Source organism: Bradyrhizobium sp. CSS354, assembly GCF_029051725.1.
Taxonomy (GTDB): domain Bacteria; phylum Pseudomonadota; class Alphaproteobacteria; order Rhizobiales; family Xanthobacteraceae; genus Bradyrhizobium.
Genome location: NZ_JAACFU010000003.1, coordinates 214,128 through 238,017, shown reverse-complemented (window position 1 = coordinate 238,017; position 23,890 = coordinate 214,128). Strand labels below are relative to the sequence as shown.

At 64.8% G+C, this 23,890-nt stretch carries 19 protein-coding genes; 13 read left to right on the top strand and 6 right to left on the bottom strand.

The genetic code is table 11. The annotated features are described in order from the left end of the window. The first annotated feature begins 341 nt into the window (after nt 1-341). Nucleotides 342-2,018 carry a PAS domain-containing methyl-accepting chemotaxis protein gene (locus GWG67_RS08135; protein ID WP_275168620.1) on the top strand — a complete coding sequence of 559 codons (1,677 nt, stop codon included), beginning with the start codon at nt 342-344 and terminating at the stop codon, nt 2,016-2,018. Between the two features lie 33 nt (nt 2,019-2,051). Here GWG67_RS08135 and mutS read toward each other — a convergent pair whose 3' ends face one another. After that, complete coding sequence (gene mutS, locus GWG67_RS08130; RefSeq protein ID WP_275168618.1) at nt 2,052-4,790, bottom strand: DNA mismatch repair protein MutS; 2,739 nt, start codon at nt 4,788-4,790, stop codon at nt 2,052-2,054. Nucleotides 4,791-5,005: 215 nt separating this feature from the next. Between mutS and pcaF the strand changes: the two genes are divergently transcribed. The 6 genes from pcaF (at nt 5,006) to GWG67_RS08100 (ending at nt 11,654) form a co-directional block, all read left to right on the top strand. Next, a complete protein-coding gene (gene pcaF / locus GWG67_RS08125) occupies nt 5,006-6,214 on the top strand; it encodes a 3-oxoadipyl-CoA thiolase (RefSeq protein WP_275168617.1) in 1,209 nt (402 codons plus the stop codon). Nucleotides 6,215-6,337: 123 nt separating this feature from the next. Next, nucleotides 6,338-7,231 carry a dioxygenase gene (locus tag GWG67_RS08120; protein WP_275168615.1) on the top strand — a complete coding sequence of 298 codons (894 nt, stop codon included), beginning with the start codon at nt 6,338-6,340 and terminating at the stop codon, nt 7,229-7,231. 91 nt (nt 7,232-7,322) lie between these two features. Next, entirely contained in the window at nt 7,323-8,024 is a 702-nt protein-coding gene (gene pcaH / locus GWG67_RS08115; protein WP_275168614.1) for a protocatechuate 3,4-dioxygenase subunit beta, read from the top strand. Beyond that, nucleotides 8,025-8,615 (top strand): protocatechuate 3,4-dioxygenase subunit alpha, encoded by a 591-nt coding sequence (gene pcaG, locus GWG67_RS08110; RefSeq protein ID WP_027566037.1) that lies wholly within the window; start codon nt 8,025-8,027, stop codon nt 8,613-8,615. It abuts the gene before it with no gap. 207 nt (nt 8,616-8,822) lie between these two features. Beyond that, on the top strand, nt 8,823-10,514 hold the full coding sequence (locus GWG67_RS08105) for a methyl-accepting chemotaxis protein (protein WP_275168612.1): 1,692 nt from the start codon (nt 8,823-8,825) through the stop codon (nt 10,512-10,514). 75 nt (nt 10,515-10,589) lie between these two features. Then, entirely contained in the window at nt 10,590-11,654 is a 1,065-nt protein-coding gene (locus tag GWG67_RS08100; protein ID WP_275168610.1) for a phosphotransferase, read from the top strand. 50 nt (nt 11,655-11,704) lie between these two features. On the opposite strand, the gene GWG67_RS08095 is transcribed toward GWG67_RS08100, so the two are convergent. The 3 genes from GWG67_RS08095 to GWG67_RS08085 are packed head-to-tail and all read right to left on the bottom strand — an operon-like array spanning nt 11,705 to nt 14,928. Then, entirely contained in the window at nt 11,705-13,261 is a 1,557-nt protein-coding gene (locus GWG67_RS08095) for an MDR family MFS transporter (protein WP_275168608.1), read from the bottom strand. Between the two features lie 16 nt (nt 13,262-13,277). Then, entirely contained in the window at nt 13,278-14,453 is a 1,176-nt protein-coding gene (locus GWG67_RS08090) for an HlyD family secretion protein (protein WP_275168606.1), read from the bottom strand. Beyond that, the gene (locus GWG67_RS08085; RefSeq protein ID WP_275168604.1) at nt 14,446-14,928 is read right to left on the bottom strand and encodes a MarR family winged helix-turn-helix transcriptional regulator; all 483 of its coding nucleotides are present in this window, start codon (nt 14,926-14,928) and stop codon (nt 14,446-14,448) included. The genes GWG67_RS08090 and GWG67_RS08085 overlap by 8 nt, the downstream gene beginning before the upstream one ends. Nucleotides 14,929-15,085: 157 nt before the next feature. On the opposite strand from GWG67_RS08085, the gene GWG67_RS08080 reads away from it, so the two are divergent. The 6 genes from GWG67_RS08080 to GWG67_RS08055 all read left to right on the top strand — a co-directional run bounded on the left by GWG67_RS08080 (nt 15,086) and on the right by GWG67_RS08055 (nt 21,154). Continuing rightward, nucleotides 15,086-15,580 carry a Fur family transcriptional regulator gene (locus tag GWG67_RS08080; RefSeq protein ID WP_007598132.1) on the top strand — a complete coding sequence of 165 codons (495 nt, stop codon included), beginning with the start codon at nt 15,086-15,088 and terminating at the stop codon, nt 15,578-15,580. 36 nt (nt 15,581-15,616) lie between these two features. Continuing rightward, a complete protein-coding gene (locus GWG67_RS08075) occupies nt 15,617-16,570 on the top strand; it encodes a DMT family transporter (protein WP_275168602.1) in 954 nt (317 codons plus the stop codon). 12 nt (nt 16,571-16,582) lie between these two features. After that, the gene (gene ispG, locus GWG67_RS08070) at nt 16,583-17,866 is read left to right on the top strand and encodes a flavodoxin-dependent (E)-4-hydroxy-3-methylbut-2-enyl-diphosphate synthase (RefSeq protein ID WP_275168600.1); all 1,284 of its coding nucleotides are present in this window, start codon (nt 16,583-16,585) and stop codon (nt 17,864-17,866) included. A 142-nt stretch (nt 17,867-18,008) separates the two neighbouring features. Further along, the gene (locus GWG67_RS08065) at nt 18,009-18,905 is read left to right on the top strand and encodes a TauD/TfdA family dioxygenase (protein WP_275168598.1); all 897 of its coding nucleotides are present in this window, start codon (nt 18,009-18,011) and stop codon (nt 18,903-18,905) included. 86 nt (nt 18,906-18,991) lie between these two features. Next, nucleotides 18,992-20,329, top strand: a complete 1,338-nt coding sequence (locus GWG67_RS08060; protein ID WP_275168596.1) for a Rieske 2Fe-2S domain-containing protein — start codon at nt 18,992-18,994, stop codon at nt 20,327-20,329. A gap of 3 nt (nt 20,330-20,332) precedes the next feature. Next, nucleotides 20,333-21,154, top strand: a complete 822-nt coding sequence (locus GWG67_RS08055; protein ID WP_275168594.1) for an N-acetylmuramoyl-L-alanine amidase — start codon at nt 20,333-20,335, stop codon at nt 21,152-21,154. Between the two features lie 26 nt (nt 21,155-21,180). Here GWG67_RS08055 and GWG67_RS08050 read toward each other — a convergent pair whose 3' ends face one another. Both GWG67_RS08050 and bla read right to left on the bottom strand, forming a co-directional pair. Beyond that, nucleotides 21,181-22,788: a Na+/H+ antiporter gene (locus GWG67_RS08050; protein ID WP_275168592.1), complete on the bottom strand. Its 1,608-nt coding sequence runs from the start codon at nt 22,786-22,788 to the stop codon at nt 21,181-21,183. Between the two features lie 48 nt (nt 22,789-22,836). Continuing rightward, nucleotides 22,837-23,706, bottom strand: a complete 870-nt coding sequence (bla, locus tag GWG67_RS08045; protein ID WP_275168590.1) for a class A beta-lactamase — start codon at nt 23,704-23,706, stop codon at nt 22,837-22,839. Between the last annotated feature and the right edge of the window lie 184 nt (nt 23,707-23,890).

Here is a 23,890-nt window from a genome sequence, read left to right as displayed (position 1 = left end):
TCGAGTCGCGAACGGCCTCCTTCGGTGAAACCCGTTTGCGCCAACAGCGCGTCCATGTTCCGCAACGCGTTGAACAACAAGTCTCATTTCAAGTGACGCGATCGCGGCTGCCGCGTGCGAGCGAACGTTCGTGCAGCGCCAAGTTGCTCCTTTTGCCTGTCGATCTCCAAAAATCCGTTAGAACTTTATTCGACTTTTTCCCGTACGACTGACCTTGCGTACCCGCCTCGGTCTTCGCCATGCGACTTTTACCGGCGGAATTGTCGATTGGAATTCGGCACGTGTTGCCGCCGTCACGTCCCGTGATCCCCGTTACGCCATTTCATAATTTGGAGATTCCCATGTTTGGCCGCAAGTCCCGCAACGACGCGGATGCTAAGCTCGCTGCCATCGGCCGCTCGCAGGCCATGATCGAGTTTGCCATAGATGGCACGATCCTGAGCGCCAACCAGAATTTCTTGAACGCCCTCGGCTACTCCCTCGACGAGATCAAGGGAAAGAAGCATGCCATGTTCATGCCGGCCGATCAGCGCGAGAGCGCCGAGTACAAGGCGTTCTGGGCTGCATTGAACCGTGGCGAGTATCAGGCACGCGAGTTCAAGCGGATCGCGAAGGGCGGCCGTGAGGTCTGGATCGAAGCATCCTACAATCCGGTGCTCGACGGCAACGGCAAGACGGTGATGGTCGCAAAGATTGCGACCGACATCACCGAGAAGAGGATCCGGAGCATGACGGACGCGTCGAAGATCGCCGCCATCAGCCGGGCCCAGGCCGTGATCGAGTTCAAGCTCGACGGCACCATTGTCACCGCCAACGAGAATTTCTGCAACGCGCTCGGCTATTCGCTGACCGAGATCCAGGGCAAGCATCACAGCCTCTTCGTGCCACAGACTGAGCGCGACGGCACGGCCTATCGCGAGTTCTGGGCCGCGCTCAACCGTGGCGAATACCAGGCCGGCGAGTTCAAGCGCATCGGCAAGGGCGGTCGTGAGGTCTGGATTCTCGCCTCCTACAATCCGCTCCTCGATGAGAACGGCAAACCGTTCGGCGTCGCCAAATTCGCGACCGACGTCACGGCGGAGAAGCTGAAGAATGCCGACCTTGCCGGCCAGATCTCGGCGATCGAGAAGGCGCAGGCGGTGATCGAGTTCAACATGGACGGCACGATCATCACCGCTAACGCCAATTTCCTCGGCGCCCTCGGCTATTCGCTGGCTGAGATCAAGGGCAAGCACCACAGCATGTTCGTGGAGCCGTCGGAGCGCGATGGCAATGGCTATCGCGAGTTCTGGGCGGCCCTCAACCGCGGTCAGTACCAGGCGGCCGAATACAAGCGTATCGGCAAGGGCGGCAAGGAGGTCTACATCCAGGCCTCGTACAACCCGATCATGGATCTCAACGGCAAGCCGTTCAAGGTCGTGAAATATGCGACCGACGTCACGAAGCAGGTGCTGGTCCGCATGGGCAACGAGCGCGTCCGCGGCATGATGGAATCGGTCGCCGCCGGATCGGAGGAGCTGAACGCCTCGGTGCGGGAGATCTCCGAGGCCATGACCAAATCGCGCGAGACGGCGATGAGTGCGGTGGAGCAGGTCGCGTCCGCTGATGCCCAGGCCCAGCGCCTCACTGAAGCGGCGCTGGCGATGAGCGGGATCGTCGAGCTCATCAACAACATCACCGGGCAGATCAACCTCCTGGCACTTAACGCCACCATCGAATCCGCCCGCGCCGGCGAAGCCGGTCGCGGCTTCGCGGTGGTCGCCTCGGAGGTCAAGAGCCTCGCTAACCAGGCCAAGCAGGCCACTGACAAGATCGGCGCTGAGATCGGTAGCCTCAACGGCATCTCCGGCGACGTCGTGAGCGCGCTCGGTTCGATCAAGCAGGCGATCACCAGCGTCAGCGAATATGTGACGTCGACCGCCGCCGCCGTCGAGGAGCAGAGCACGGTCACGAACGAGATGTCGAATAGCATGCAGCGCGCGGCAGCCGAGGCAGCGGCGATCACGGCAAGGGCGTAAGGCGCCTAGAACCGTAGGAGGTCCTACGGCACCTCATTCCTTCGGCAGCTTGGCCTTCAAGGCATACAGCGCATCGAGCGCTTCGCGTGGCGACATCTCGTCCGGATGCAGCGCCTTCACCGCGGCCATCAGCAGTTCGGCCTCGCTCGGCGGCGCGGCCTCCGCGGCGGCGCGCGAGGGCACTGCGAACAGCGGCAGATCGTCGGCGAGCGCGCGCGCCGTCTGACCGCGGTCCTGGGCTTCCAGCTTCGCCAGTACCGATTTGGCGCGCGTGATCACGGCGGGCGGCAGGCCCGCGAGCTTGGCGACCTGGATGCCGTAGGAGCGATCGGCCGAACCCGGCAACACCTCGTGCAGGAATACGACGTTGCCCTGCCATTCCTTCACCCGCACCGTCGCGTTGAACATCCGTGGCAGTTTTGCGGAGAGCGCCGTCAGCTCGTGATAATGCGTCGCGAACAGCGTGCGGCAGCGGTTGCTCTCGTGCAGGTGCTCGATTGCGGCCCAGGCGATCGAGAGGCCGTCGAAGGTCGCGGTGCCGCGGCCGATTTCATCAAGGATCACGAGCGCGCGCTCGCCGGCCTGGTTCAGGATCGCAGCCGTCTCGACCATCTCGACCATGAAGGTGGAACGGCCGCGGGCGAGATCGTCGGCGGCGCCGACACGCGAGAACAGGCGATCGATGATGCCGATCCGCGCGCGTGTCGCCGGCACGAAGCTGCCGATCTGGGCAAGCAGCGCAATCAGCGCGTTCTGGCGCAGGAAGGTCGATTTACCGGCCATGTTCGGACCCGTCAGCAACCAGAGCTGGCCGGATTTTTGCGCAGGGCCTGGCGAGAGGTCGCAGGCGTTGGCGATGAACGGCTCGCCATTGCGCTTCAAGGCCTGCTCGACGACGGGATGGCGGCCGGCCTCGATGGCAAAGCCGAGAGACGAGTCCACCTCGGGTCGCACATAGTTCTCGTCGATCGCCAGCTTGGCCAGCGACGTCGCGACGTCGAGCAGCGCAAAGGCGTGGGCGGCGGCGCGCAGATCCTCGCTGATTACCAAAGCCTTGGCGCAGAGCCGCTCGAAAATTTCGAGCTCGAGCCCGAGTGCGCGGTCGCCGGCATTGGCGATCTTTGCTTCGATCTCCCCGAGTTCCGAGGTGGTGAAGCGGACCTGGCCGGCCAGCGTCTGGCGGTGGATGAAGGTTGCGTTCAGCGGCGCCGACATCAGCTTGTCGCCGTGCTGCGCGGTGACCTCGACGAAATAACCGAGCACGTTGTTGTGCCGGATTTTGAGACCCTTCACACCCGTGTTGTCGGCGTAGCGCGCCTGCATCGAGGCCACCACCAGGCGCGAGGCGTCGCGCAGGTTTCGCGTTTCGTCCAGCGCAGGCTCATAGCCCTGGCGAACGAACCCGCCGTCGCGCTTGATCAGTGGCAGTTGATCGTCGAGCGCCCGGGCGAATTCCGCCGCGAGCTCGCGCGATGGCCTTTGCAGCGCCGCCATCACCACGACGATCTCCTGCGGCGGCTGGTCGAGTTCGCCAAGCCGCGTCAGCACCTGGTCGGCGGCGACGATGCCGTCGCGCAGGCCGGCGAGGTCACGCGGCCCGCCGCGGCCGACGGATATACGGGCCAGCGCCCGCGACATGTCCGGGGCGCCGCGCAGGATGCTGCGGATGTCCTCACGCGCGGCCGAGTCGGCAACGAAGCTGCCGACGGCATCGAGCCGCCGCGCAATCGCCGCCGCATCGGTCAGCGGCGCGGCAAGCCGCTGCGCCAGCAGGCGCGAGCCGGCCGAGGTCACCGTGCAGTCGATCGCATCGAGCAGCGAGCCGCGGCGCTCGCCGGCCAGCGTCCGCGTCAGCTCGAGATTGGCGCGCGTCGCCGGATCGATCGCCATGGTCGCACCCGAGGCCTCGCGCGCGGGCGGCGACAGCGGCGGATGCTTGCCGACCTGGGTGCGGTCCACATAGGTGACGGCGGCGGCGGCGGCAGTGGCTTCCAGCCGCGTGAGCTGAGAGAGTCCGTCCATGGTCGCGACTGCAAAATAGTCGCACAGCCGCTTCTCGGCGGTGGCGCCGTCGAAGACGTCGCGGGTCAGCGGCGTCACCGCCGGCAGCTCGCGCAGGGTCTGTCCGAGCTCGCTATCGTTATAGAGCGCGTCGGTGACGATCACCTCGTTCGGATTGATGCGCGCCAGCGTCGCGGCGAGTTCGCCGCCCGAACATTCCGTCACCGTGAATTCGGCGGTCGAAATGTCGATCCAGGCGAGGCCAAAGCGGTCACCGCCCGCCGATGAGCGCGCACGCGCGAGCGCCAGCAGGTAATTGTTGGCGCGCGCGTCGAGCAGCGTGTCCTCGGTCAGCGTGCCCGGCGTGACCAGCCGCACCACGCCGCGGCGCACGACGCTCTTGTTGCCGCGCGCCCTGGCGGCGGCGGGATCCTCGGTCTGCTCGCACACCGCGACCCGGTGGCCGGCGGTAATCAGCCGGTGCAAATAATCCTCGGAGCGCTCGACCGGCACGCCGCACATCGGGATATCGGCGCCCTGATGCTTGCCGCGCTTGGTCAGGACGATGCCGAGTGTCCTGGAGGCGATCTCGGCGTCCTCGAAGAACAGCTCGTAAAAGTCGCCCATCCGGTAGAACAGCAGGAGGCCCTGATGCGCCGCCTTGATTTCAAGGTACTGTTCCATCATCGGCGTGACGCGCGCGGCAGTCTCCGCCTGCGGCGCGGGCGTATCGTCGGGGGGCGGTACAGGGATCGGTTGTTGCATTGTCATGGGCGGCGCAACCTACAAAATTTCGCCCCGCGCTCCTATCGCTTTGGCCGGCGAGGCAAGGTTTTCCACGTTGTCCGCACCCCGGCATGCGCAACTCGCGTGCGCACCCCAGGAACACGCGCGTATCGGTCAATTGACCTGCCGCGGGCGCCCTCCTAAAAACTCCGTCGACATTGAAGAATTTGGCCGGATCGCGGCATTCAGGGAGAACAACGATGCGTGACGTCTTTATCTGCGATGCCGTGCGGACCCCGATCGGCCGTTTCGGCGGCTCGCTCGCCAAGGTGCGTGCCGACGACCTTGCGGCGGCCCCGATCAAGGCGCTGATGGCCAAGCATCCCAATCTCGATTGGGCAGAGGTTGACGAGGTCTTCTTCGGCTGTGCCAACCAGGCCGGCGAGGACAACCGCAACGTAGCACGCATGGCGCTCCTGCTGGCGGGCCTGCCGGATTCAGTTCCCGGCCAGACCCTTAACCGGCTCTGTGCCTCCGGCCTCGATGCGGTCGGTGCCGCCGGTCGCGCCATCCGCTCCGGCGAGATCGAGCTTGCGATTGCTGGCGGCGTCGAATCCATGACGCGCGCGCCCTTCGTGATGGGCAAGGCGCAGGAAGCGTTCTCGCGCTCGGCTGAGATATTCGACACCACGATCGGCTGGCGATTCATCAATCCGCTGCTGAAGGCGCAGTATGGCGTCGACGCGATGCCCGAGACCGGCGAGAACGTCGCCGAGGAATTCCAGGTCTCGCGCGCCGATCAGGACGCCTTCGCAATCCGCTCGCAGCAGCGCGCGGGCGCCGCGATCGCGGCCGGCTATTTCGCCGAGGAGATCATCCCGATCACCATTCCCGGCGGCAAGGCCGGGCCTGTGACCGTCGACAAGGACGAGCATCCGCGTCCCGAGACCACGCTGGAAGCGCTGACGAAGCTCAGGCCGATCGTGCGCAATCCCGGCACGGTGACCGCCGGCAACGCCTCCGGCGTCAATGACGGCGGCGCCGCGATGATCCTGGCGTCCGAGGCCGCCGTGAAGAAGCACGGCCTGACGCCGCGCGCGCGCATCCTCGGCCTCGCCTCGGCCGGCGTGCCGCCGCGCATCATGGGCATCGGCCCGGTGCCTGCCACTCGCAAGCTGATGGAACGTCTCGGCAAGAAAATCAGCGATTTCGACCTGATCGAGCTCAACGAAGCCTTCGCCTCGCAGGGTATCGCCTGCATGCGCCAGCTCGGCGTTGCCGACGATGCCGATTTCGTCAATCCGCATGGCGGCGCGATCGCACTCGGTCATCCCCTCGGCATGAGCGGCGCGCGCCTTGCGCTCACCGCTGTGCACGGCATGGAGAAGCGCGGCGGCAAGCTGGCGCTCGCCACCATGTGCGTCGGCGTCGGCCAGGGCGTTGCCGTCGCGATCGAGAAGCTGAATTGACCGGACGCGCCAGACTCGTCATGCCCGGGCTTGTCCCGGGCATCCACGTTCTTGGTGCCGCGAGAAGAAGGTCGTGGATGGCCGGGACAAGCCCGGCCATGACGCAAGGTGAGGGAGCAGCCCATGATCATCGCGCGCGAGCAGGACGTCACGGCCGCGGCATTGGCGGTGATGGAGCAGACATCAGATCCCCGGCTGCGCCAGATCATGGTCTCCCTGGTCAAGCATCTGCACGGTTTTGTTCGCGACGTTCGCCTGACCGAGAAGGAGTTCCGCGACGCCACGGCTGTTATCGCCGAACTCGGCAAGCTCTCGACCGACACGCATAACGAGGTCGTGCTGATGGCAGGCTCGCTCGGCGTCTCGCCGCTGGTGTGCCTGCTGAACAATGGCGATGAGGGCAACACGGAAACCGACCAGTCGCTGCTCGGACCGTTCTGGCGGCTGAACTCGCCGCGGGTGGAAAATGGCGGATCGATCGTCCGCTCCGAGACCCCGGGCGCGCCGCTGTTCGTCAACGGCCGCGTCGTGGACAAGGACGGCCGTCCCGTCGCCGGCGCCGAGGTCGACGTCTGGCACGCCTCGCCGGTTGGTCTCTATGAAAACCAGGACCCCGAGCAGGCCGACATGAACCTGCGCGGCAAGTTTACGACCGACCAGGACGGAGCCTTCTCTTTCCGCTCCGTGATGATGGTCGGCTATCCCATTCCGACCGACGGCGTGGTCGGCCGGCTCCTGGAGGCGCAGAGCCGGCATCCCTATCGTCCCGCGCACCTGCACGCCCTGGTCTTTAAGCCCGGATTCAAGGTGTTGATCTCGCAGGTCTACGACCCCGCCGATCCGCATATCGACAGCGATGTGCAGTTCGGCGTGACGAAGGCCTTGGTCGGCAAGTTCCTGCGCCATGACACGCCACATCCGACCGAGCGCGACGTCGCGACGCCCTGGTATTCGCTCGACCATGTCTACCGGCTCGAAGCCGGCGAGGCCGTTCTGCCGCATCCGCCGATCAAATAGGGCTCAAACCCGCTTCCCCCAATTAGTTATATCCTATAATGATTGGCGGAAGCGTTGACCGGTCGAAAAAGGACCGGGGAGGAGTTCGCCAATGACATTCATCTATCCCGTCGACAGCAACACGGCGCATCCGTTGCCGCTGTCGCCCGAGTACAAGAGCTCGATCAAGCGCGCACCGAACAAGCCCTTGATCCCGATGCGCCATACGCTGTCGGAGCTGACCGGCCCGGTTTACGGCCACGAGACCGTGCGCAAGGGAGACAACGACCTCACCACCCAGCACACTGGCGAGCCGCTCGGCGAACGCATCATCGTGCACGGCCATGTGCGCGATGAGGACGGCCGCGGCGTGCCGAACTCGCTGGTCGAAATCTGGCAGGCCAATTCCTGCGGCCGTTACGTTCACGTCCGCGACCAGCATCCGGCTCCGCTCGATCCGAACTTTACGGGCGCCGGCCGCACCGTGAGCGACGCCTCCGGGTACTATCGCTTCGTCACGATCAAGCCTGGCGCCTATCCGTGGGGCAACCATCACAACGCCTGGCGTCCCGCACACATCCATCTCTCGGTGTTCGGCCATTCCTTCGTCACGCGTCTCGTGACGCAGATGTACTTCCCGGCCGATCCGCTATTCCCGTTCGATCCGATCTTCAATTCGGTGCCGGACGAGAAGGCGCGGGCGCGGATGGTGTCGTCGTTCGATCTCGAGAACACGCAGCCCGAATGGGCGCTGTGCTACCGCTTTGACGTCGTACTGCGCGGCAAGAACGCCACCCCTATGGAGAACCATTAAGTGCAGGACAATGGGATCACGCCGTCACAGACTGTCGGCCCGTTCTTCAAATACGGCCTGACGCCGACCGGCGAGTATGCCTGGAACGATGCGTTCACCAACTCGACCCTGACGCCCGACGTCACCGGCGATCGCGTCCGGATCGAGGGCCGCGTGTTCGACGGTGACGGCGTCGTTGTGCCCGATGTCATGCTGGAGATATGGCAGGCCGATGCGCAGGGGCGCTTCGCCGATCCGCAGGACAAACGCGCGCTGCCGAATGCGAGCTTCCGTGGCTTTGCCCGCTGCGGCACCGACAAGGATGGCAATTATTCCTTCGAAACCATCAAGCCGGGCGCTGTGCCCGATCCCGATGGCAAGCCGCAGGCGCCGCATATCCTGCTTGCGGTGTTTGGCCGCGGCATGCTGCGGCATCTCTATACCCGCATCTATTTCAGCGACGAGGCCGGTAATGCCGCCGATCCCGTGCTGGCGGTGGTGCCCGCCGACCGTCGCGCCACGCTGACGGCCGTGCGCGAGGCCGGCAAGCCGGTGTACCGGCTCGACCTGCGGCTTCAGGGCGACAACGAGACGGTGTTTTTCGACGTGTGAGCCCAGCCTCGTCCCGGACAGGCGGAGCGCCGATCCGGGACGACAGCGGAGGACGGGCCTGATTTCGCTGCCCGAAACCGTTCACCTGACGCCGTTTCCCGTAGTTTTTCGGAGTTCGCGCGATGCAATTTCCGCGCGATGCAATCCCGTGTTTACCGTAATCCTTTAGGGTCCGTTGGATTCGGCGCCGCCCCATTGGATTGTTCCATGAAAATTCGCCTTTCGCTTTCTTCCGCAATCATTGCTTTCGGCGTCGTTCTGGCCCTCGGCTTCACCGCCGTGGTCTCCACCAGCCTCTACGCCTTGAAAGAGCTCAAGGTCGGCGGTCCGCTCTATTCCGACATCAAGCTGGGCAACGATCTCATCGCCGACATCCTGCCGCCGCCGGAATATGTGATCGAGGCCTATCTCGAGGCCACTCTCGCCATGCGCGAGCCCGACCAGCTGGCGGCCCATGGCGAACGCCTGGTCCAACTCCGCAAGGATTACGACGAGCGCAAGGCATTCTGGGTCACCTCCAGCCTCTCGGCCGACCTGAAGACGGCCCTGGTGTCGAAATCCGACGGCGAGGTGCAGAAGTTCTGGAAGCTGTTGTCCGACCAGCTCCTCCCCGCCCTCAAGGCCAAGGACCCGGTCGCCTCCGAGCGCGCCTACGCGCAGCTCAAGGACGCCTACACCGCGCATCGCGCCGTCATCGACAGCATTGTCGAGAGCGCCAACAAGCAGAATGCCGACATGGAGAAGCTGGCCGCGGACCGCGACAGCTCCATGCTTTATATCCTCCTCGGCGTTTCCGCCGCCGTCCTCGCCTTCACTGCGGTGGGCCTGCTCGGCGTCGCCCTCGGCGTGGTGCGCCCGATCGTGCGCATGACGAGCGCGATGCAAAAGCTCGCGACCGGCGATCTCGCCGCCGACATTCCTTTCGCGCACCGGCAGGACGAGGTCGGCTCGATGGCGGGCGCGCTCCTGGTGTTCAAGCAAGCGGCGGTCGAGAATTCCCGCCTGCGCGAGGAGCAGTTGCAGAAGGAGCAGGAGGCGGCGCTCGCCAAGCGCGGGGCCCTGCACCAGATGGCTGAAACCGTCGAGCGCGAGACCGGCCGCTCGGTCGACACCGCGAGCGCGGCGACGCAAGGCGTGGAGCGTGCCGCCTCCAGTCTGTCCGAGATCGCAAAGTCGCTCTCGACACAGTCGCAGGCGGTCGCAGCCGCGTCCACCCAGGCCCTCGGCAGCTCGCAGACCGTCTCGGCCGCAGCTGAAGAACTCAGTGCTTCGATCCGAGAGATCGCAACCCAGGTCGCGCGGACCAGCACGGTTACGAAGTCCGCGGTCGCCGGTCGGGAACAGGCGCGCTCGACCATCCAGGCGCTGGCCGGATCGGTGAAGAAGATCGCAGAGGTCTCCGACCTCATCGGCGGCATCGCCGGCCAGACCAATCTGCTGGCACTCAACGCCACGATCGAGGCGGCGCGCGCCGGGGAGGCCGGCCGTGGCTTCGCGGTGGTCGCCGCCGAAGTGAAATCCCTGTCCGACCAGACCGCCAAATCCACCGAGGAGATCGCGCGGCTGATTGCCGAGATCCAGGCCTCGACCCAGGCCGCAGTCGATGCCGTAGAAACCATGGGCGGCCACATCGTCGAGATCGACGGCGTCGCCACCTCGGTTGCCGCGGCGATGGAAGAGCAGGACGCCGCGACCCGCGAGATCACGCGGTCGATCTCCGAATCGGCTTCCGCGGCCAAGGAGGTCTCGGCCAAGATCGGTGATGTCAGCCGCGACGCCGCCTCCGTGAACGAGCGCGCCGCCGAGGTCAGGCAGGCGATCGTCGGCATGGCGGCCAATCTCGAACAGCTCCGGTCGGTTGTCGTCAGGACCGTGCGCGACTCGACCGCTGCGGCTTGAGTCGGCTGCTGAGGCCGCTGGCGCCCGGCAGCGCGGTTGTGCAGAATGGAGCAACGCGACGGGGGTCGGGCGCTCATGACAGATATACGATTGCCGGAGGTGGCGGACGCGGCAAATCTCACCGCGGCGCTGCGCAAGGCCGGCGCATTGGACGCCGGTGCCGTGCGCGAGGTCAAGGTACTGCATGAGCGCGACACGGTCGTGTCGCATATCACCCGACTCGGCCTGCGCTATGTCGGGGAATCCGCCGGGTCGCCGCAGTCACTGATTCTCAAGACGCCGCATGCTGCGTTCGCAAAGCCGCTGGCAAATGCCGGTCGCCACGAGGTGGCCTACTACACACAGCTTGCAACCAGAATGCCCGCGCAGTTGGTGCCGCGCTGCTTTGACGGGAATTTCGACGAGGAGAGCCTCGCCTGGCATCTCCTGCTGGAGGATCTCACCGATAGCCACGAGATCGCGACCCAATGGCCGCTGCCGCCATCGCGCGGTCAGGCGATGGCCATCGTCGCCGCGCTCGCGCGCTGGCACGCGGCGTGGTGGGACCATGCTGGTCTCGGCGAGACCGCTGGGGTCTGGGCGAGCACCGACGATACGGCCGAGCATATGGAAACGTTCGCATCCCATTACGACAGGTTCGCCGATCAGCTCGGCGATCGTCTCAGTGAAGAGCGCCGCACGCTCTACCGCCGCTTCATCGATCAGTCCGACAGGATGTCATTGCGCTACCACTCGCACCGTCACCTCACCGTCACCCATGGCGATGCCCATATCTGGAATTTTCTGCTGCCGCGTGCCGGCGTGTCCGACACCGTCCGCATCTTCGACTTCGACCTGTGGGATATCAACGTGCCGACCCACGACCTCGCCTACATGATGGCGCTGCACTGGTATCCGGAGCGCCGGCAGGCGTTCGAACGCTTTCTGCTCAACCATTACCACGACACGCTGATCGCGCACGGCGTCAGCGGCTATACGCGCGGCGCGCTCGATCGGGACTATCGCTGGTCGGTGCTCTGGCACATCACCAAACCGGTCCGGCAATGGAGCATCAACATCCCGCCGGTGATCTGGTGGAATAATCTGGAACGCGTAATGATGGCGGTCGAGGATCTGGGCTGCGAGGAGTTGTTGGGGTAGGGACGCGCAACACCATCGGAGTCGTCCCGGCGAAGGCCGGGACGACGGCGTTACTCCATCACCGCATGTTCCGGCCCGGCCGCCTGCTTGCGCAGGGTGGCCTTGGTCGAGCCGATCAGCAGGGCGAGCGGGATGGTGCAGAGGATGAAGAACATCACCAGCTCGTAGTCGTGCGCGAAGGCGATGATCTGCGCCTGCACGCTGACCATGCGATCGGCCATGGCACGGCCGGCGTCGGTGGAGAGATTGATCATGCCGCTGACGCTGGGCATCTGGAGTGCATGGTTGAACGGATTGATGTGCTCGGACAGGATCGCGTAGGTCCGCCGCGTGCCCTGTGTCAGCTGGGCGATGACGACCGAAATGCCCACCGAGCTCGCGACGTTGCGCATCAAGGTCAGCATCGCGGTGCCGTCGGTGCGCAGCTCATTCGACAAGGTCAGAAACGCCACCGTCGATAGCGGCACGAAGACCAGGCCGAAGCCGAAGCCCTGGATGACGCTGACGGTCACGATCTCCGGCACCTGGGTCAAATCGGTCCAGCCGGTCATCTGGAACAGCGAGGCCGCGGTCAGCGTCAGGCCTGTGATGATCAGCGTGCGCGCCTCGATGTAACGCATCATGCGGCCGACCAGCATCATGGCGAAGAAGGTGCCGAAGCCGCGGCTCGCCAGCAGCAGGCCTGCGGTGATGATGGGATAGCCGATCACGTTCTGCATATAGGGCGAGGCCAGCGCCATGGTCGAGAACAGCACGAGCCCCATCACGACCATGAACATGCAGCCGGTGACGAAGTTGCGATCCCTGAAGAGCGCGAAGCGGATGAACGGCGTCGAGGTCGTGAAGGAATGCGCGATGAAGAAGTAGAAGGCGACGGCCGAGACGATGAACTCCGCAAGGATCTCACCCGATTCGAGCCAGCCCAATTGCTCGCCGCGGTCGAGCGCGAGCTGAAGCGAGCCGATCGCGACCGCCAGCGCAGCGAAGCCGAACCAGTCGAACTTGAGGCTGAGATCCTTCCGGGTCTCGTCCATGAAGATGATCAGCCCGATCACGGTGATGGCGCCGAACGGCAAATTGACGAAGAACACCCAGTGCCAGGAATAAGTCTCGGTCAGCCAGGCGCCGAGCGATGGACCCATGATCGGCCCCATCATCACGCCCATGCCCCAGATCGACATCGCCTTGGCGCGTTCCTGGAGCGTGTAGTAGTCGAGCATCACCGATTGCGACAACGGCACCAGGGCCGCGCCGAACACGCCTTGCAGCAGGCGGAACAGCACCATCTGGTTGATGTCCTGCGCAAGCCCGCACAGCACCGACGCCATGGTGAAGCCGGCCGAGCAGATGATGAAGATGCGCTTGCGGCCGAAGCGGTTGGCGACCCAGCCCACCGGAGCCGTCATGATCGCGGCGGCGACGATGTAGGAGGTCAGCACCCAGTTGATCTGGTCCTGCGAGGCCGACAGCGTACCCTGCATATAGGGCAGGGCGACGTTGGCGATGGTGGTGTCCAGCGCCTGCATGATGGTTGCCGTCATGGCGCAGATCGTCACCATGTTCCGGCGCAGGCCGGGAACCATCAAATGGGCATTGGGGCCGGACATCGGATCAGTCCTTGTCTCAGTCTTTGTCCGAATCTTTGTCTTGGCTCGCGGTCGCCGACAGGCCGAGCAGGCCGGCGAGCGAGCGCTTGTGGCCGGTGTCGATGGTGGCGTAGACGCTCATGCCGGCCTTCAGCTTGCGCACGTATTTGTCGGTCTCATCGAAATAGATGCGGATCGGCACGCGCTGCACCACCTTGACGAAATTGCCGCTGGCGTTCTGCGGCGGCAGGATCGCGAATTGCGCGCCGGTGCCGGGCGAGAGCGAGCCGATCTTGCCCTTGAAGACATGGTTCGGGAACGCGTCGACCTCGAGCGTGACCGGCTGTCCTTCGGTGACGTACGTGAGGTCGCTCTCCTTCGGATTGGCGTCGACCCAGGGATGGGCGACGTCGATGATGGAGAACACCGGCGTGCCGGCGGCGACGTAGCGGCCGAGCTGGATCTGCTCCACCTGTGTTGCCACGCCATCCATCGGCGCGCGGAGCACGGTGTGGTCGAGGTTGCGCTGGGCATCGTCCAGCTTGGCTTTCGCCTGCGCGTAGGCGGGGAATTGCTCCAGCGGCAACTCGGGATTGCCGAGCAATTGCGTCCTGGCATTGGAGAGTTGCTGCTTGATGTATTGCGCCTGCGCGCCGGCGGTAACCAGTGCGTTCGAGGCGTTGTCGAGATCGAGCTGCGAGCCGTAATTGTTCTTCACCAGCGACTGCTTGCGCTCGACGTCGCGCTGTTTCAGGTCCATGCCCTGCTGGGCGAGATTGAGCATGTCGCCGTAGATCTTGATGTTGGCAACGAGATTGTCATAGGTGATGCGGGCTTGGGCGAGTTGCGCTTTGGCTTCTTCCAACGCATGACGAAACGGAGCGGGGTCGATCTCGAACAGCTCGTCGCCGTGCTTGACGATCTGGCCTTCCTTGACGACGACCTTCTGGATTTTGCCAGAGATATCGGGCGTCACCAGCACCTTCTGCGCGCCCACATAAGCATCGTCGGTGCCGACATAGCGGCCGCCATTGAGATAGAAAGTGAGGCCGGCGACCGCGACGACGACCGGCAGCACGACCAGGAGCAGCACGCGGCGATAGCGGCGCAGGCCCGCCAACAGGCGGCGGCGCGGATTGGTGCCGGCTTTCTTGGTGGGCTTGCCGCCGTCGATTTTCTGCTCGGGCTGGAATTTGAGAACCTGATCAGCCATAGCGCTGCTCCTTACGCGCTTGCTCCGCTCCGCTGGTCTGGATCGCGGTACGCACGTTTTCTTTGATTGTTTCGAGTTGGGTGAGGAGCCGATGGGCGTCCGCCGGAGTGATGCCGTCGAGCGCGTTGGCCGTGAGCTCGGACTTCAGCCCGCTCATCCGCCCGAGCAACTGCCGCCCGGCCTTCTTCAGGTACAGCCGCTTGACGCGGCGGTCCGAAGGATCGTTGCGTCGCTCGATCCAGTTGCTGTCACAGAGTTTGTCGATCAGGCGCGTCAGCGTGATCGGCTGCACCTCGAGAAGCTCGGCGAGTTCCGACTGCTTCATGCCTTCGCTGCGCTCGACCTTGGCGAGCACCGCCCATTGTGCGCGGGTGATGCCGAAGCGCGAGGCTTCCTTGTCGGCATAGACCCGGAGCAGGCGATAGAGCTCGGCGAGCGTAAACAGGAAATTCTGGTCCACGGGGCCTGGGCTCATGAGCTTGGTCTCCAATAAGCTTGGAATATAATAAGCAAGCTTATGATTATTTCATGGCGGGTTTGCGGGATACTGTCCCGCAGCAAGAGCATGGCTGATCGCCGCATCGCCGGTCCTGCTTTGGGTTCCCCTTTCGAAATGCTAGAACGCCGGTCGCATGACGCTCGCAAAACCTGCATTTCCCGCGCCCGACCACGATCACGGCCGCTGCACCGCGGATGCGCTGGCGCATGCCGAGGCCGTCTGCGGAGAGCGCGCGCAGAAATTCACGCCGATACGCCGCCATGTATTGGGGGCGCTGCTCTCGAGCCACCGCCCGCTCGGCGCCTATGAGGTGATCGACGAGCTGGCGAAATCGATGCCGCGGCCGGCGCCGATTACGGTGTATCGTGCTCTCGATTTTCTGATGGCCAACGGCCTTGTGCACCGCATCGAAAGCCGCAACGCGTATCTCGCCTGCGCCGCTCACGACCACGATGCGACCTCGGCGGTGACGTTCCTGATCTGCGAGCGCTGTGGCTTGGTCGGTGAGATTCCGTCGGCTTCCTTCGCCAAGGACCTCAACGCCGCCGCGCGCAGCTCAGGCTTCGCTCCCAAATTGTCCGTGGTGGAAATCACGGGCGTTTGTGCGCATTGTCAGAAAGCTGCATAGAGCAACAACGGCGCAAAGCCGGTTTTTCAGGAAGAAATGTCCTCACCTCAAGCCATACCGTCCGCCGGTCGTCCCCTTAGTGCCGGCGCCATTGCCCTGATGCTCATGCTGTGCCTGACCTGGGGGTTCAACCAGATCGCGGTGAAGCTGGTGCTGCCGGACATTCCGCCGATGCTTCAGGCCACGTTCCGCTCGATGGGCGCGCTGCCGGTGCTGTTCATCATCGGCAGCTTGCGCGGCGTTAAATTCTTCGAACGCGATGGCACCTGGAAGCCGGGCGTGATCGCCGGACTGATGTTCGGCATCGAGTTCGTGCTGATCTTCCAGGGCCTGCGCTTCACACCGGCGTCGCGGGCGGTCGTGTTCCTCTACACCGCGCCGTTCTTCGTCGCGCTCGGCTCCTACCAGGTGCTTGGCGAGCGACTTGGCGGGACGCAATGGCTGGGGCTCGCCATCAGCTTTGCCGGCGTCGCACTCGCGATCGGGGTGCCGCAGCCCAATGTCGATTCGCATGTTCTGCTCGGCGACCTCATGATCGTCGGCGGCGCCGCGCTGTGGGCGGCGACCACGCTGGTTGCCAAGGGCACCCGGCTGCGGTTCGCCGCGCCCGAGAAGGCGCTGGGCTATCAGGTCGCGACGTCGATCCCGATCCTCGGGCTGGCCGCCTGGCTGTTCGGGGAGACCATCCCCCACACCCCGTCGCCGCTGTCGCTGGGCCTGATGGCCTTCCAGGCGATCTGGGTCGTGGGAACCACGTTCACGCTTTGGTTCGCACTGGTGAAGAGCTATTCGGCCAGCAAATTGTCGGCTTTTACCTTCATCACCCCTTTGTTTGGCGTGGTGGGTAGCTATTTCATCATGCACGACACGCTGAACCTGACATTCGGGGCTGCCGCCGTCCTTGTCATTGCTGGGCTTTTTCTGGTTAACCGTCCCAGTCAATCCGCTGCGGCGCCGCGCGATGCATTGCTGAACGTCACCAAAACCTGATATTTGGACGCCATGAACAAGCTCGAAAACACCATCGATTCCGACGTTGCGGGCCCCGCGCCCCGGCACAGGACCACCCAGGTCAAGGTCGGCGACGTTGCGGTCGGCGGCGGCGCGCCGATCGTCGTGCAGTCGATGACCAACACCGACACCGCCGATATCGACGGCACCATTGCCCAGGTCGCGGCGCTCGCCCGCGCCGGCTCCGAAATGGTCCGCATCACCGTGGACCGTGAGGAGGCCGCCGCCGCCGTCCCGCACATCCGCGACGGCCTGCTCAAGCGCGGCATCACCACGCCGCTGATCGGCGACTTTCACTATATCGGCCACAAACTGCTCGCGGCCTATCCGGCCTGCGCCGAGGCGCTCGCCAAATATCGCATCAATCCCGGCAATGTCGGCTTCAAGGACAAGCGCGACACCCAGTTCGGCGACATCATCGAGATCGCCAACAAGAACAACAAGCCGGTGCGCATCGGCGCCAATTGGGGTTCGCTCGACCAGGAGCTGCTGACCAAGCTGATGGACGAGAACGCCGCGTCCGCCGATCCGCGCGACGTGCGCGCGGTGACGCGCGAGGCCATGGTGCAGTCCGCGCTGCTCTCGGCCGCGCGCGCCGAAGAACTCGGCATGCCCAAGAACCGCATCATCCTCTCGGCCAAAGTCTCGGCCGTGCAGGATCTGATCGCGGTCTATCAGGATCTCGCCAGCCGTTCCGACTACGCGATCCATCTCGGCCTGACCGAGGCCGGCATGGGCACCAAGGGCATCGTGGCGTCCTCGGCCGCGCTCGGCATCCTGTTGCAACAGGGCATCGGCGACACCATCCGGATCTCGCTGACGCCGGAGCCCGGCGGCGACCGCACCCGCGAGGTGCAGGTCGGTCAGGAGCTCTTGCAGACGATGGGCTTCCGCACCTTCGTGCCGCTGGTTGCGGCGTGCCCCGGCTGTGGCCGCACGACTTCGACCACATTCCAGGAGCTGGCCAGCTCGATCCAGGGTTTCATCCGCGACGAGATGCCGACGTGGAAGACGAAATATCCCGGCGTGGAAGAGCTCAACGTTGCGGTGATGGGCTGCATCGTCAACGGCCCCGGCGAATCCAAGCACGCCAATATCGGCATCTCGCTGCCGGGTACGGGCGAGGCGCCGGCTGCCCCGGTGTTCGTCGACGGCAAGAAGTTCCGCACCCTGCGCGGCCCGACCATCTCCGCCGACTTCAAGGCGCTCGTGATCGACTACATCGAGCAGCGCTACGGCCAGGGCGCCAAGGTGCCGGTGACCGCGGCGGAGTAGGTTTACTCCGCTTTTGCGGCGTGTAGCCCGGATGGAGCGCAGCGAAATCCGGGTTCTCGCAAACTGACGAACTCAACCCGGATTGCGCTTCGCTCCATCCGGGCTACGATGTCCCCAATCAAGAGCGATCGGGAGACACGCCATGAGCTCACTCGCCGGCAAGCAGGGCCCGCGCTATCGGCATACGGCGGATGACGGGGCGCCGTATGAAACCATCGCGGTCGAAAAGCTCACCCCGATCATCGGCGCGGAAATCTCCGGCGTCGACATCGGCAAACTCGTCTCCGACGATGCGCGGTCCAACCGGCAGGTGGACGAGGTCCATCGCGCGCTTGCCGAAAACCTCGTCATCTTCTTCCGCGACCAGCACATCACGCCGCAACAGCATCTCGCCTTCGGCCGCAAGTTCGGCGAGCTGCATTTTCATCCTGCCGCGCCGCACGAGGATGAAGACCCGGCTCTGATGAAGATCTATGCGGATGCGAACTCGCCGCGTGCCAACGGCGAGGGTTGGCATTCCGACGTGTCCTGCGATCTCGAGCCGCCGATGGGCTCGATCCTCTACATCAAGCAGTGCCCGCCGCGCGGCGGCGACACGCTGTTCGCCAACATGTACGCGGCCTACGAGGCGCTGTCGGATCGCATGAAGGCCTATCTCGACGGCCTGACCGCGCTGCATGACGGCGAGCCGATCTATCGCGGGCTCTACGCCAATTACGGCGTCGCCGACCGTCCGTCCTATCCGAGTGCCGAGCATCCCGTGGTGCGCACGCATCCGATCACCGGCAAGAAGGCGCTCTATGTCAACCGCGGCTTCACCCGGCACATCAACGGCATCCCGCGCGACGAGAGCGACGCGATGCTCGCCTATCTCTACCAGCACGCGGAGAACCCGCTGTTCCAGTGCCGCTTCCGCTGGACCGAGAATGCCATCGCGTTCTGGGACAATCGCTGCACCCAGCACCGCGCGATGTGGGACTACTGGCCGCACACGCGCTCCGGCACGCGCGTGACCGTGAAGGGGGAGCGGCCGGTTTAAGCCGCCTGCGCACCGCGTTCCGCGTTGACGTCCTCCCGCGTCCGCGCCAATCTTGCCGAAAACAAAGACCGTCGGGAGGATCCGCCATGCTCCGCGCCGAGGACAACAAATTCATGACCGAGTCCGGCCCCGGAACGGGCATGGGCGAATTGTTGCGCCGGTTCTGGATTCCCGTGCTTCTGTCCGAAGAACTTCCCGAGCCCGACGGCGAGCCGAAGAAGATCATCGTTCTCGGCGAGGAGCTGCTCGCCTTCCGCGATACGCGCGGCGTCGTCGGACTCATCGATCAATACTGCCCGCATCGCGGCGCCAATCTCTGGCTCGGGCGCAATGAGGAATGCGGCATCCGCTGCGTCTATCACGGCTGGAAGTTCGACACCGACGGCCGCTGCGTCGACATGCCGACCTCCTATCCCGACCTCAACGCCAAAGACCTGATCCGGATCAAATCCTATCCGGCGCGCGAATGGGGCGAGATGATCTGGGCCTATATGGGCCCGGCTGACGCGATGCCCGAGCTGCCCGATCTCGAAATGGCACTGCTGCCGGCCTCGCACCGCTATGTCAGCAAGAAATGGCAGGACTGCAACTGGGTGCAGGCGCTGGAAGGCTCGATCGATACCGCGCATTTCACCTTCGCCCATCTCTCCTTCGACAAGGAGGAGGACGAGATTCTGGACATCAAGAAGCATTTCGTGAATCCGATCGCGCGGATGTCGAGCGATCACATGCGCTGGATCGCGGAGGATCCGCGCCCTGTGATCAAGATCGCGCCACACGCGGCGGGCCTCACCATCGCCGGTGGGCGGCTCACCGGGGGCGACAACATCTACTGGCGCATCGCACAGTTCCTGATGCCGTTCCACGCCTATGCCCCGAGCGCGATGCCGGGTGAGAACATCTTTGGCCAGACATTCGTGCCCGTCACCGATACCAAATGCTGGATCTACACTTATGCCTGGAATCCAGAGCGGCCGCTGACGCAAGCCGAGCGCGACGCCTTTGACCGCGGCAACGGCGTGATCGCGGAGGTCGGCGACGATTACGTGCCGCTGCGCCACAAGGGCAACGACTATCTGATCGACCGCAAGCTCCAGAAGACCAGGAGCTACACCGGCATCAAGGGCGTCTCCGAGCAGGATGCGGCCGTGCAGGACAGCCAGGGCCCGATTGCCGACCGCACCCGCGAGCATCTCGGTCCGACCGATCTCGGCATCATGCATTTCCGGAAAGTCGTGATGGAGCTGGCACGAGGGCTTCAGCAGGGCGAGCCGCCGCCGCAGGCCGCGCATCAGGATCGCTACGCCGTGCGCTCGGGCGCCTGCGTTACCAGCAAGGCCAAGGACCTTTCCGCGGTAATGCTGGAGCGTTTCGGTGACGTTACAGGCTTTGTCGGCCGGCCGCGAATCGCGGCAGCGGAGTAGCGCTTGGGGCAGCCGCGCAACATCGTCGCAAGTCTCGTCTCGACGCTGGTCGCGTCGATCTTGCTATGGTCGCTGGCGCCTGCAGGCACGGGTCATGCTGCTATCGCGCGGAAACTCGTGAAACCCAAGCCGCCGCACGCGCCGGTCAAATGTGAGATGCCGAAATTTCGGATCGTCGTGGATGTCGGGCACACTCCGGACTCCTACGGCGCGTTGAGCGCACGCAACGACACGGAGTTCGGCTTCAACTTCCGGCTCGCAAGTCTGATCACGGCGAGGCTCAAGGCCGAAGGCTTTGCCGCGGCCCGCCTGCTCGTCACGGACGGCAAGGCGCGGTCGAGCCTGCTCAAACGCGTCGATACCGCGAATGACGCCCGGGCCGATCTCTTCCTGTCGATCCATCACGATTCGGTGCCGGACAAGCTGATCGAGACCTGGGAGTTCGACGGGGCGAACAGCTATTTCAGCGACCGCTTTTCGGGTCACTCTCTGTTCGTGTCGCAGCGGAATCCGCACTACGCCACGAGCCTGATGCTGGCCCGGATGATCGGCCGGCAGCTGAAGGATCAGGACCTGCATTATGCCGGCCAATATGCCCTGCCGGTGATGGGTCGCTACCGGCGCCAGTTGCTCGATAAGGATGTCGGCGTCTACCGCTATGACGGGCTCGTCGTGCTCTCGCAAACCCGCAGCGCCGCAGTGCTGCTCGAAGCGGGCTCCATCATCAACCGCGACGAAGAGATGGCGATGAACTCCCCGGAGCGTCAGGAGATCATCGCGCGCGCCGTGGCGGTGGCGATGAAGGAATTTTGCGAGAGGCGGTAGTTTGCGCCGCCAGCAATGACGGGAATCTACAGCGGCCCGCCCCGATACTCGCGGTTCGCCAAACTCGCCTCCTCCAGATCCAGATCCCGCTCGATCCGCCGGCGCGTCTCGTCGGTGATCTGGCCGTCGCGCAGCAGTTCGTGGATGAATTTGCGCTCGGCGGCGATCAGGTCACGTGTCAGCGCGGTGCCGGCGGCGGAGACGTCGTGGTGGGTGGGATCGAGCGAATCCGGTAGCTGGTTGACCCGGATCTCGTGGCGGGCGCGCAGGAGCCGCATCACCTCGTCCGATACGTCCTTCTCCTCGGTCAGCGCGTCGAGCGACTTCAGGGCGGCATCGAGGGCCTGGCGCCGTGCTGCGATCTCGGACTCGTGCTCGGCGGCATGCTCGCTGCGACCGGCTTCCGCGACGCCGAGCCAACGCACCACCGGAGGCAGCGTGAGGCCGACGCCGATCAGCGTGATGAAGATGACGCCGAAGGCGACGAACAGGATCAGGTCGCGAAACGGAAAGGCCTCGCCGCCGGGCAGCGTAAACGGGAGCGCCAGCGCTGCTGCCAGCGACACCGCGCCGCGCACGCCAGTGAACGCAAGCACGAACGGCCATTGCCATGGTGGTGACGGATCGCGCGCGCGCAGCGACTTGCTGAGCATTCGTGGCAGATAGGTCGCGGGATAAAGCCAGGCGAAGCGCGCGATCACGACGACCGCCAGCACCACGGCGGTCGCGATCATGATGTCGTCGAGCGGAAACGCCTTCGACTTCTCGTAGAGCGCGCGCATCTGGAATCCCGTGAGCAGGAACAGCAGGCCCTCGATGAGGTAGATCACGAGGTCCCAGAAGAAGATGCCTTGCAGGCGCGTCGATGCCGAGATCAGCAGCGGGCCGTTCCAGCTCACATAGAGGCCGCAGGCGACGGTTGCGATCACGCCGGAGCCGCCGAGATGCTCGGGCAGCCAATAGGACACGTAGGGCGTGATCAGCGAAAGTGTCAGCTCGACCTGCGGGTCCCCCGACCATTTGCGGAACCGCAGGGAGAGCCAGCCGACACCGATGCCGAAGGCGATCTCGCCGGCGACGATGAGCAAGAACTCGCCGCCCGCCAGAGGCAGCGAGAAATGCCCGACCATGATTGCGGCGAGCGCGAACCGATAGAGGATCAGCGCTGTGGCATCATTCGCGAGCCCTTCGCCTTCGAGAATGACCATCAGCCTGCGCGGCAAATGCAGCCGGCGCGCGATCGCGAGCGGCGCCACCACGTCGGGCGGCGCGACGATGGCGCCGAGCAGGAAGCCGATCGTCCAGGGCAGGCCGATGAAATAATGCGTGGCGGTTGCGACCAACGCCGCGGTGAAGATCACCGCGCCGACCGCGAGCATCACAATGGGGCGAAGATTCTTTTTGAATTCGCGCCAGCTCATCGCGACGCTGGCCGAGTAGATCAGCGGCGGCAGCACCATCAGCAGCACCAGTTCCGGCGGCAGTTCGACCGGCGGCATGCCCGGCACGAAGGCGAGGCCGACGCCGGAGAGCATCAGCAGAATGGCGGGCGCGATGTTGAAGCGGCGCGCGACAAGCGCGGTGCCCGCCAGCACGGCGAGCAGGATGAGAAAGGTCTGAAATTTCGCTTCCATGATGATCTGTCTTCACCCGGAAGCGGTCGCAAGGTCAATGCGTGCGGCTTACGCCAGCCGATCGGCCACCATGCGGCCGATGCGTGCGAACGCGGTTTCGATCTGCGCCGCAGTCGGCGTGCCGCCCTGGGTGTAGGCGGCGATCAGGATCGGCGCATCCGGCTTCGTGTCGGGCTTGGGCCAGGCCACCGCGATGTCGCCGGAGGCGTCCTTGCCGTTGTTGCCGGTCTTGTCGCCGATCTTCCAGCTTGCGGGCAGCCCGCCACGCAGCCGGTTCGCGCCGGTCTTGCAACCCACCAGCCACTCCGTGAGCTGCGCGCGCGAGGTGGTCGACAGCGCCTCGCCCGTCACCAGCCGGCGCAGATTGCCGGCCATCGCCGCCGGCGTGGTGGTGTCGCGGGGATCGCCGGGCGGTGAGCGGTTGAGCTCGGGCTCGTTGTGGTCGAGCCGCGAGGTGGTGTCGCCGAGCGACCGCCAGAAGGCGGTGAGTGCGGCGGGACCGCCGATCCGCGCCAACAGCAAATTGGCGCAGGTGTTGTCGCTGAGCTCGACGATCGCCTTGCACATCTCGGTGACCGACATCGCGCCGGCGGCAATGTTTTGCTTGGCGACCGGTGCGTACTCCAGCAGGTCGGCGTTGCCGTACGGAATCATGGCCGCAAGCTGATCTTCGCCTCGATCGACCCGGGCCAGTACGCAAGCCGCGAGCGAAGCCTTGAATGTCGAACACATGACGAACCGTTCGTCGGCGCGCCACGCGAGCTTTGCGCCGGTCGCGAGGTTCTCGGCATAGACCCCGATCCGGCCGCCGCTCTCGCGCTCATAGGTTTCGAGCTCAGGCTGCGCGTCCGCGGCGAGCGCAGGGGAGGCAGCAATCCAGCACAGCGAGGCGAGCAGCGAACGGCGGTCGAGAAGCATGGGGGACCTTGAGCGAGACTGGGGCGGGGGGAGATGCGGCATGCAGTCCATCCGCATCGTCGTTGCGAGCGCAGCGAAGCAATCCAATCTGCCTCCGCGGAAAGACTCTGGATTGCTTCGCTGCGCTCGCAATGACGGAGGATGTGGGACGAGTGCGCCCGATTTCGGGCAGCGGAAGATTAGG

Excerpts from the sequence above, each read along its gene's own strand:
- bla (WP_275168590.1), bottom strand. The coding sequence starts at position 23,706 with ATGCTTCTCGACCGCCGTTCGCTGCTCGCCTCGCTGTGCTGGATTGCT.
- GWG67_RS08090 (WP_275168606.1), bottom strand. The coding sequence starts at position 14,453 with ATGGCTGATCAGGTTCTCAAATTCCAGCCCGAGCAGAAAATCGACGGC.
- GWG67_RS08075 (WP_275168602.1), top strand. The coding sequence starts at position 15,617 with ATGTCCTCACCTCAAGCCATACCGTCCGCCGGTCGTCCCCTTAGTGCC.
- GWG67_RS08120 (WP_275168615.1), top strand. The coding sequence starts at position 6,338 with ATGATCATCGCGCGCGAGCAGGACGTCACGGCCGCGGCATTGGCGGTG.
- GWG67_RS08050 (WP_275168592.1), bottom strand. The coding sequence starts at position 22,788 with ATGGAAGCGAAATTTCAGACCTTTCTCATCCTGCTCGCCGTGCTGGCG.
- GWG67_RS08085 (WP_275168604.1), bottom strand. The coding sequence starts at position 14,928 with ATGAGCCCAGGCCCCGTGGACCAGAATTTCCTGTTTACGCTCGCCGAG.
- GWG67_RS08135 (WP_275168620.1), top strand. The coding sequence starts at position 342 with ATGTTTGGCCGCAAGTCCCGCAACGACGCGGATGCTAAGCTCGCTGCC.
- pcaF (WP_275168617.1), top strand. The coding sequence starts at position 5,006 with ATGCGTGACGTCTTTATCTGCGATGCCGTGCGGACCCCGATCGGCCGT.
- ispG (WP_275168600.1), top strand. The coding sequence starts at position 16,583 with ATGAACAAGCTCGAAAACACCATCGATTCCGACGTTGCGGGCCCCGCG.
- GWG67_RS08105 (WP_275168612.1), top strand. The coding sequence starts at position 8,823 with ATGAAAATTCGCCTTTCGCTTTCTTCCGCAATCATTGCTTTCGGCGTC.
- GWG67_RS08100 (WP_275168610.1), top strand. The coding sequence starts at position 10,590 with ATGACAGATATACGATTGCCGGAGGTGGCGGACGCGGCAAATCTCACC.
- GWG67_RS08065 (WP_275168598.1), top strand. The coding sequence starts at position 18,009 with ATGAGCTCACTCGCCGGCAAGCAGGGCCCGCGCTATCGGCATACGGCG.
- pcaH (WP_275168614.1), top strand. The coding sequence starts at position 7,323 with ATGACATTCATCTATCCCGTCGACAGCAACACGGCGCATCCGTTGCCG.
- GWG67_RS08095 (WP_275168608.1), bottom strand. The coding sequence starts at position 13,261 with ATGTCCGGCCCCAATGCCCATTTGATGGTTCCCGGCCTGCGCCGGAAC.
- mutS (WP_275168618.1), bottom strand. The coding sequence starts at position 4,790 with ATGACAATGCAACAACCGATCCCTGTACCGCCCCCCGACGATACGCCC.
- GWG67_RS08080 (WP_007598132.1), top strand. The coding sequence starts at position 15,086 with ATGACGCTCGCAAAACCTGCATTTCCCGCGCCCGACCACGATCACGGC.
- GWG67_RS08060 (WP_275168596.1), top strand. The coding sequence starts at position 18,992 with ATGCTCCGCGCCGAGGACAACAAATTCATGACCGAGTCCGGCCCCGGA.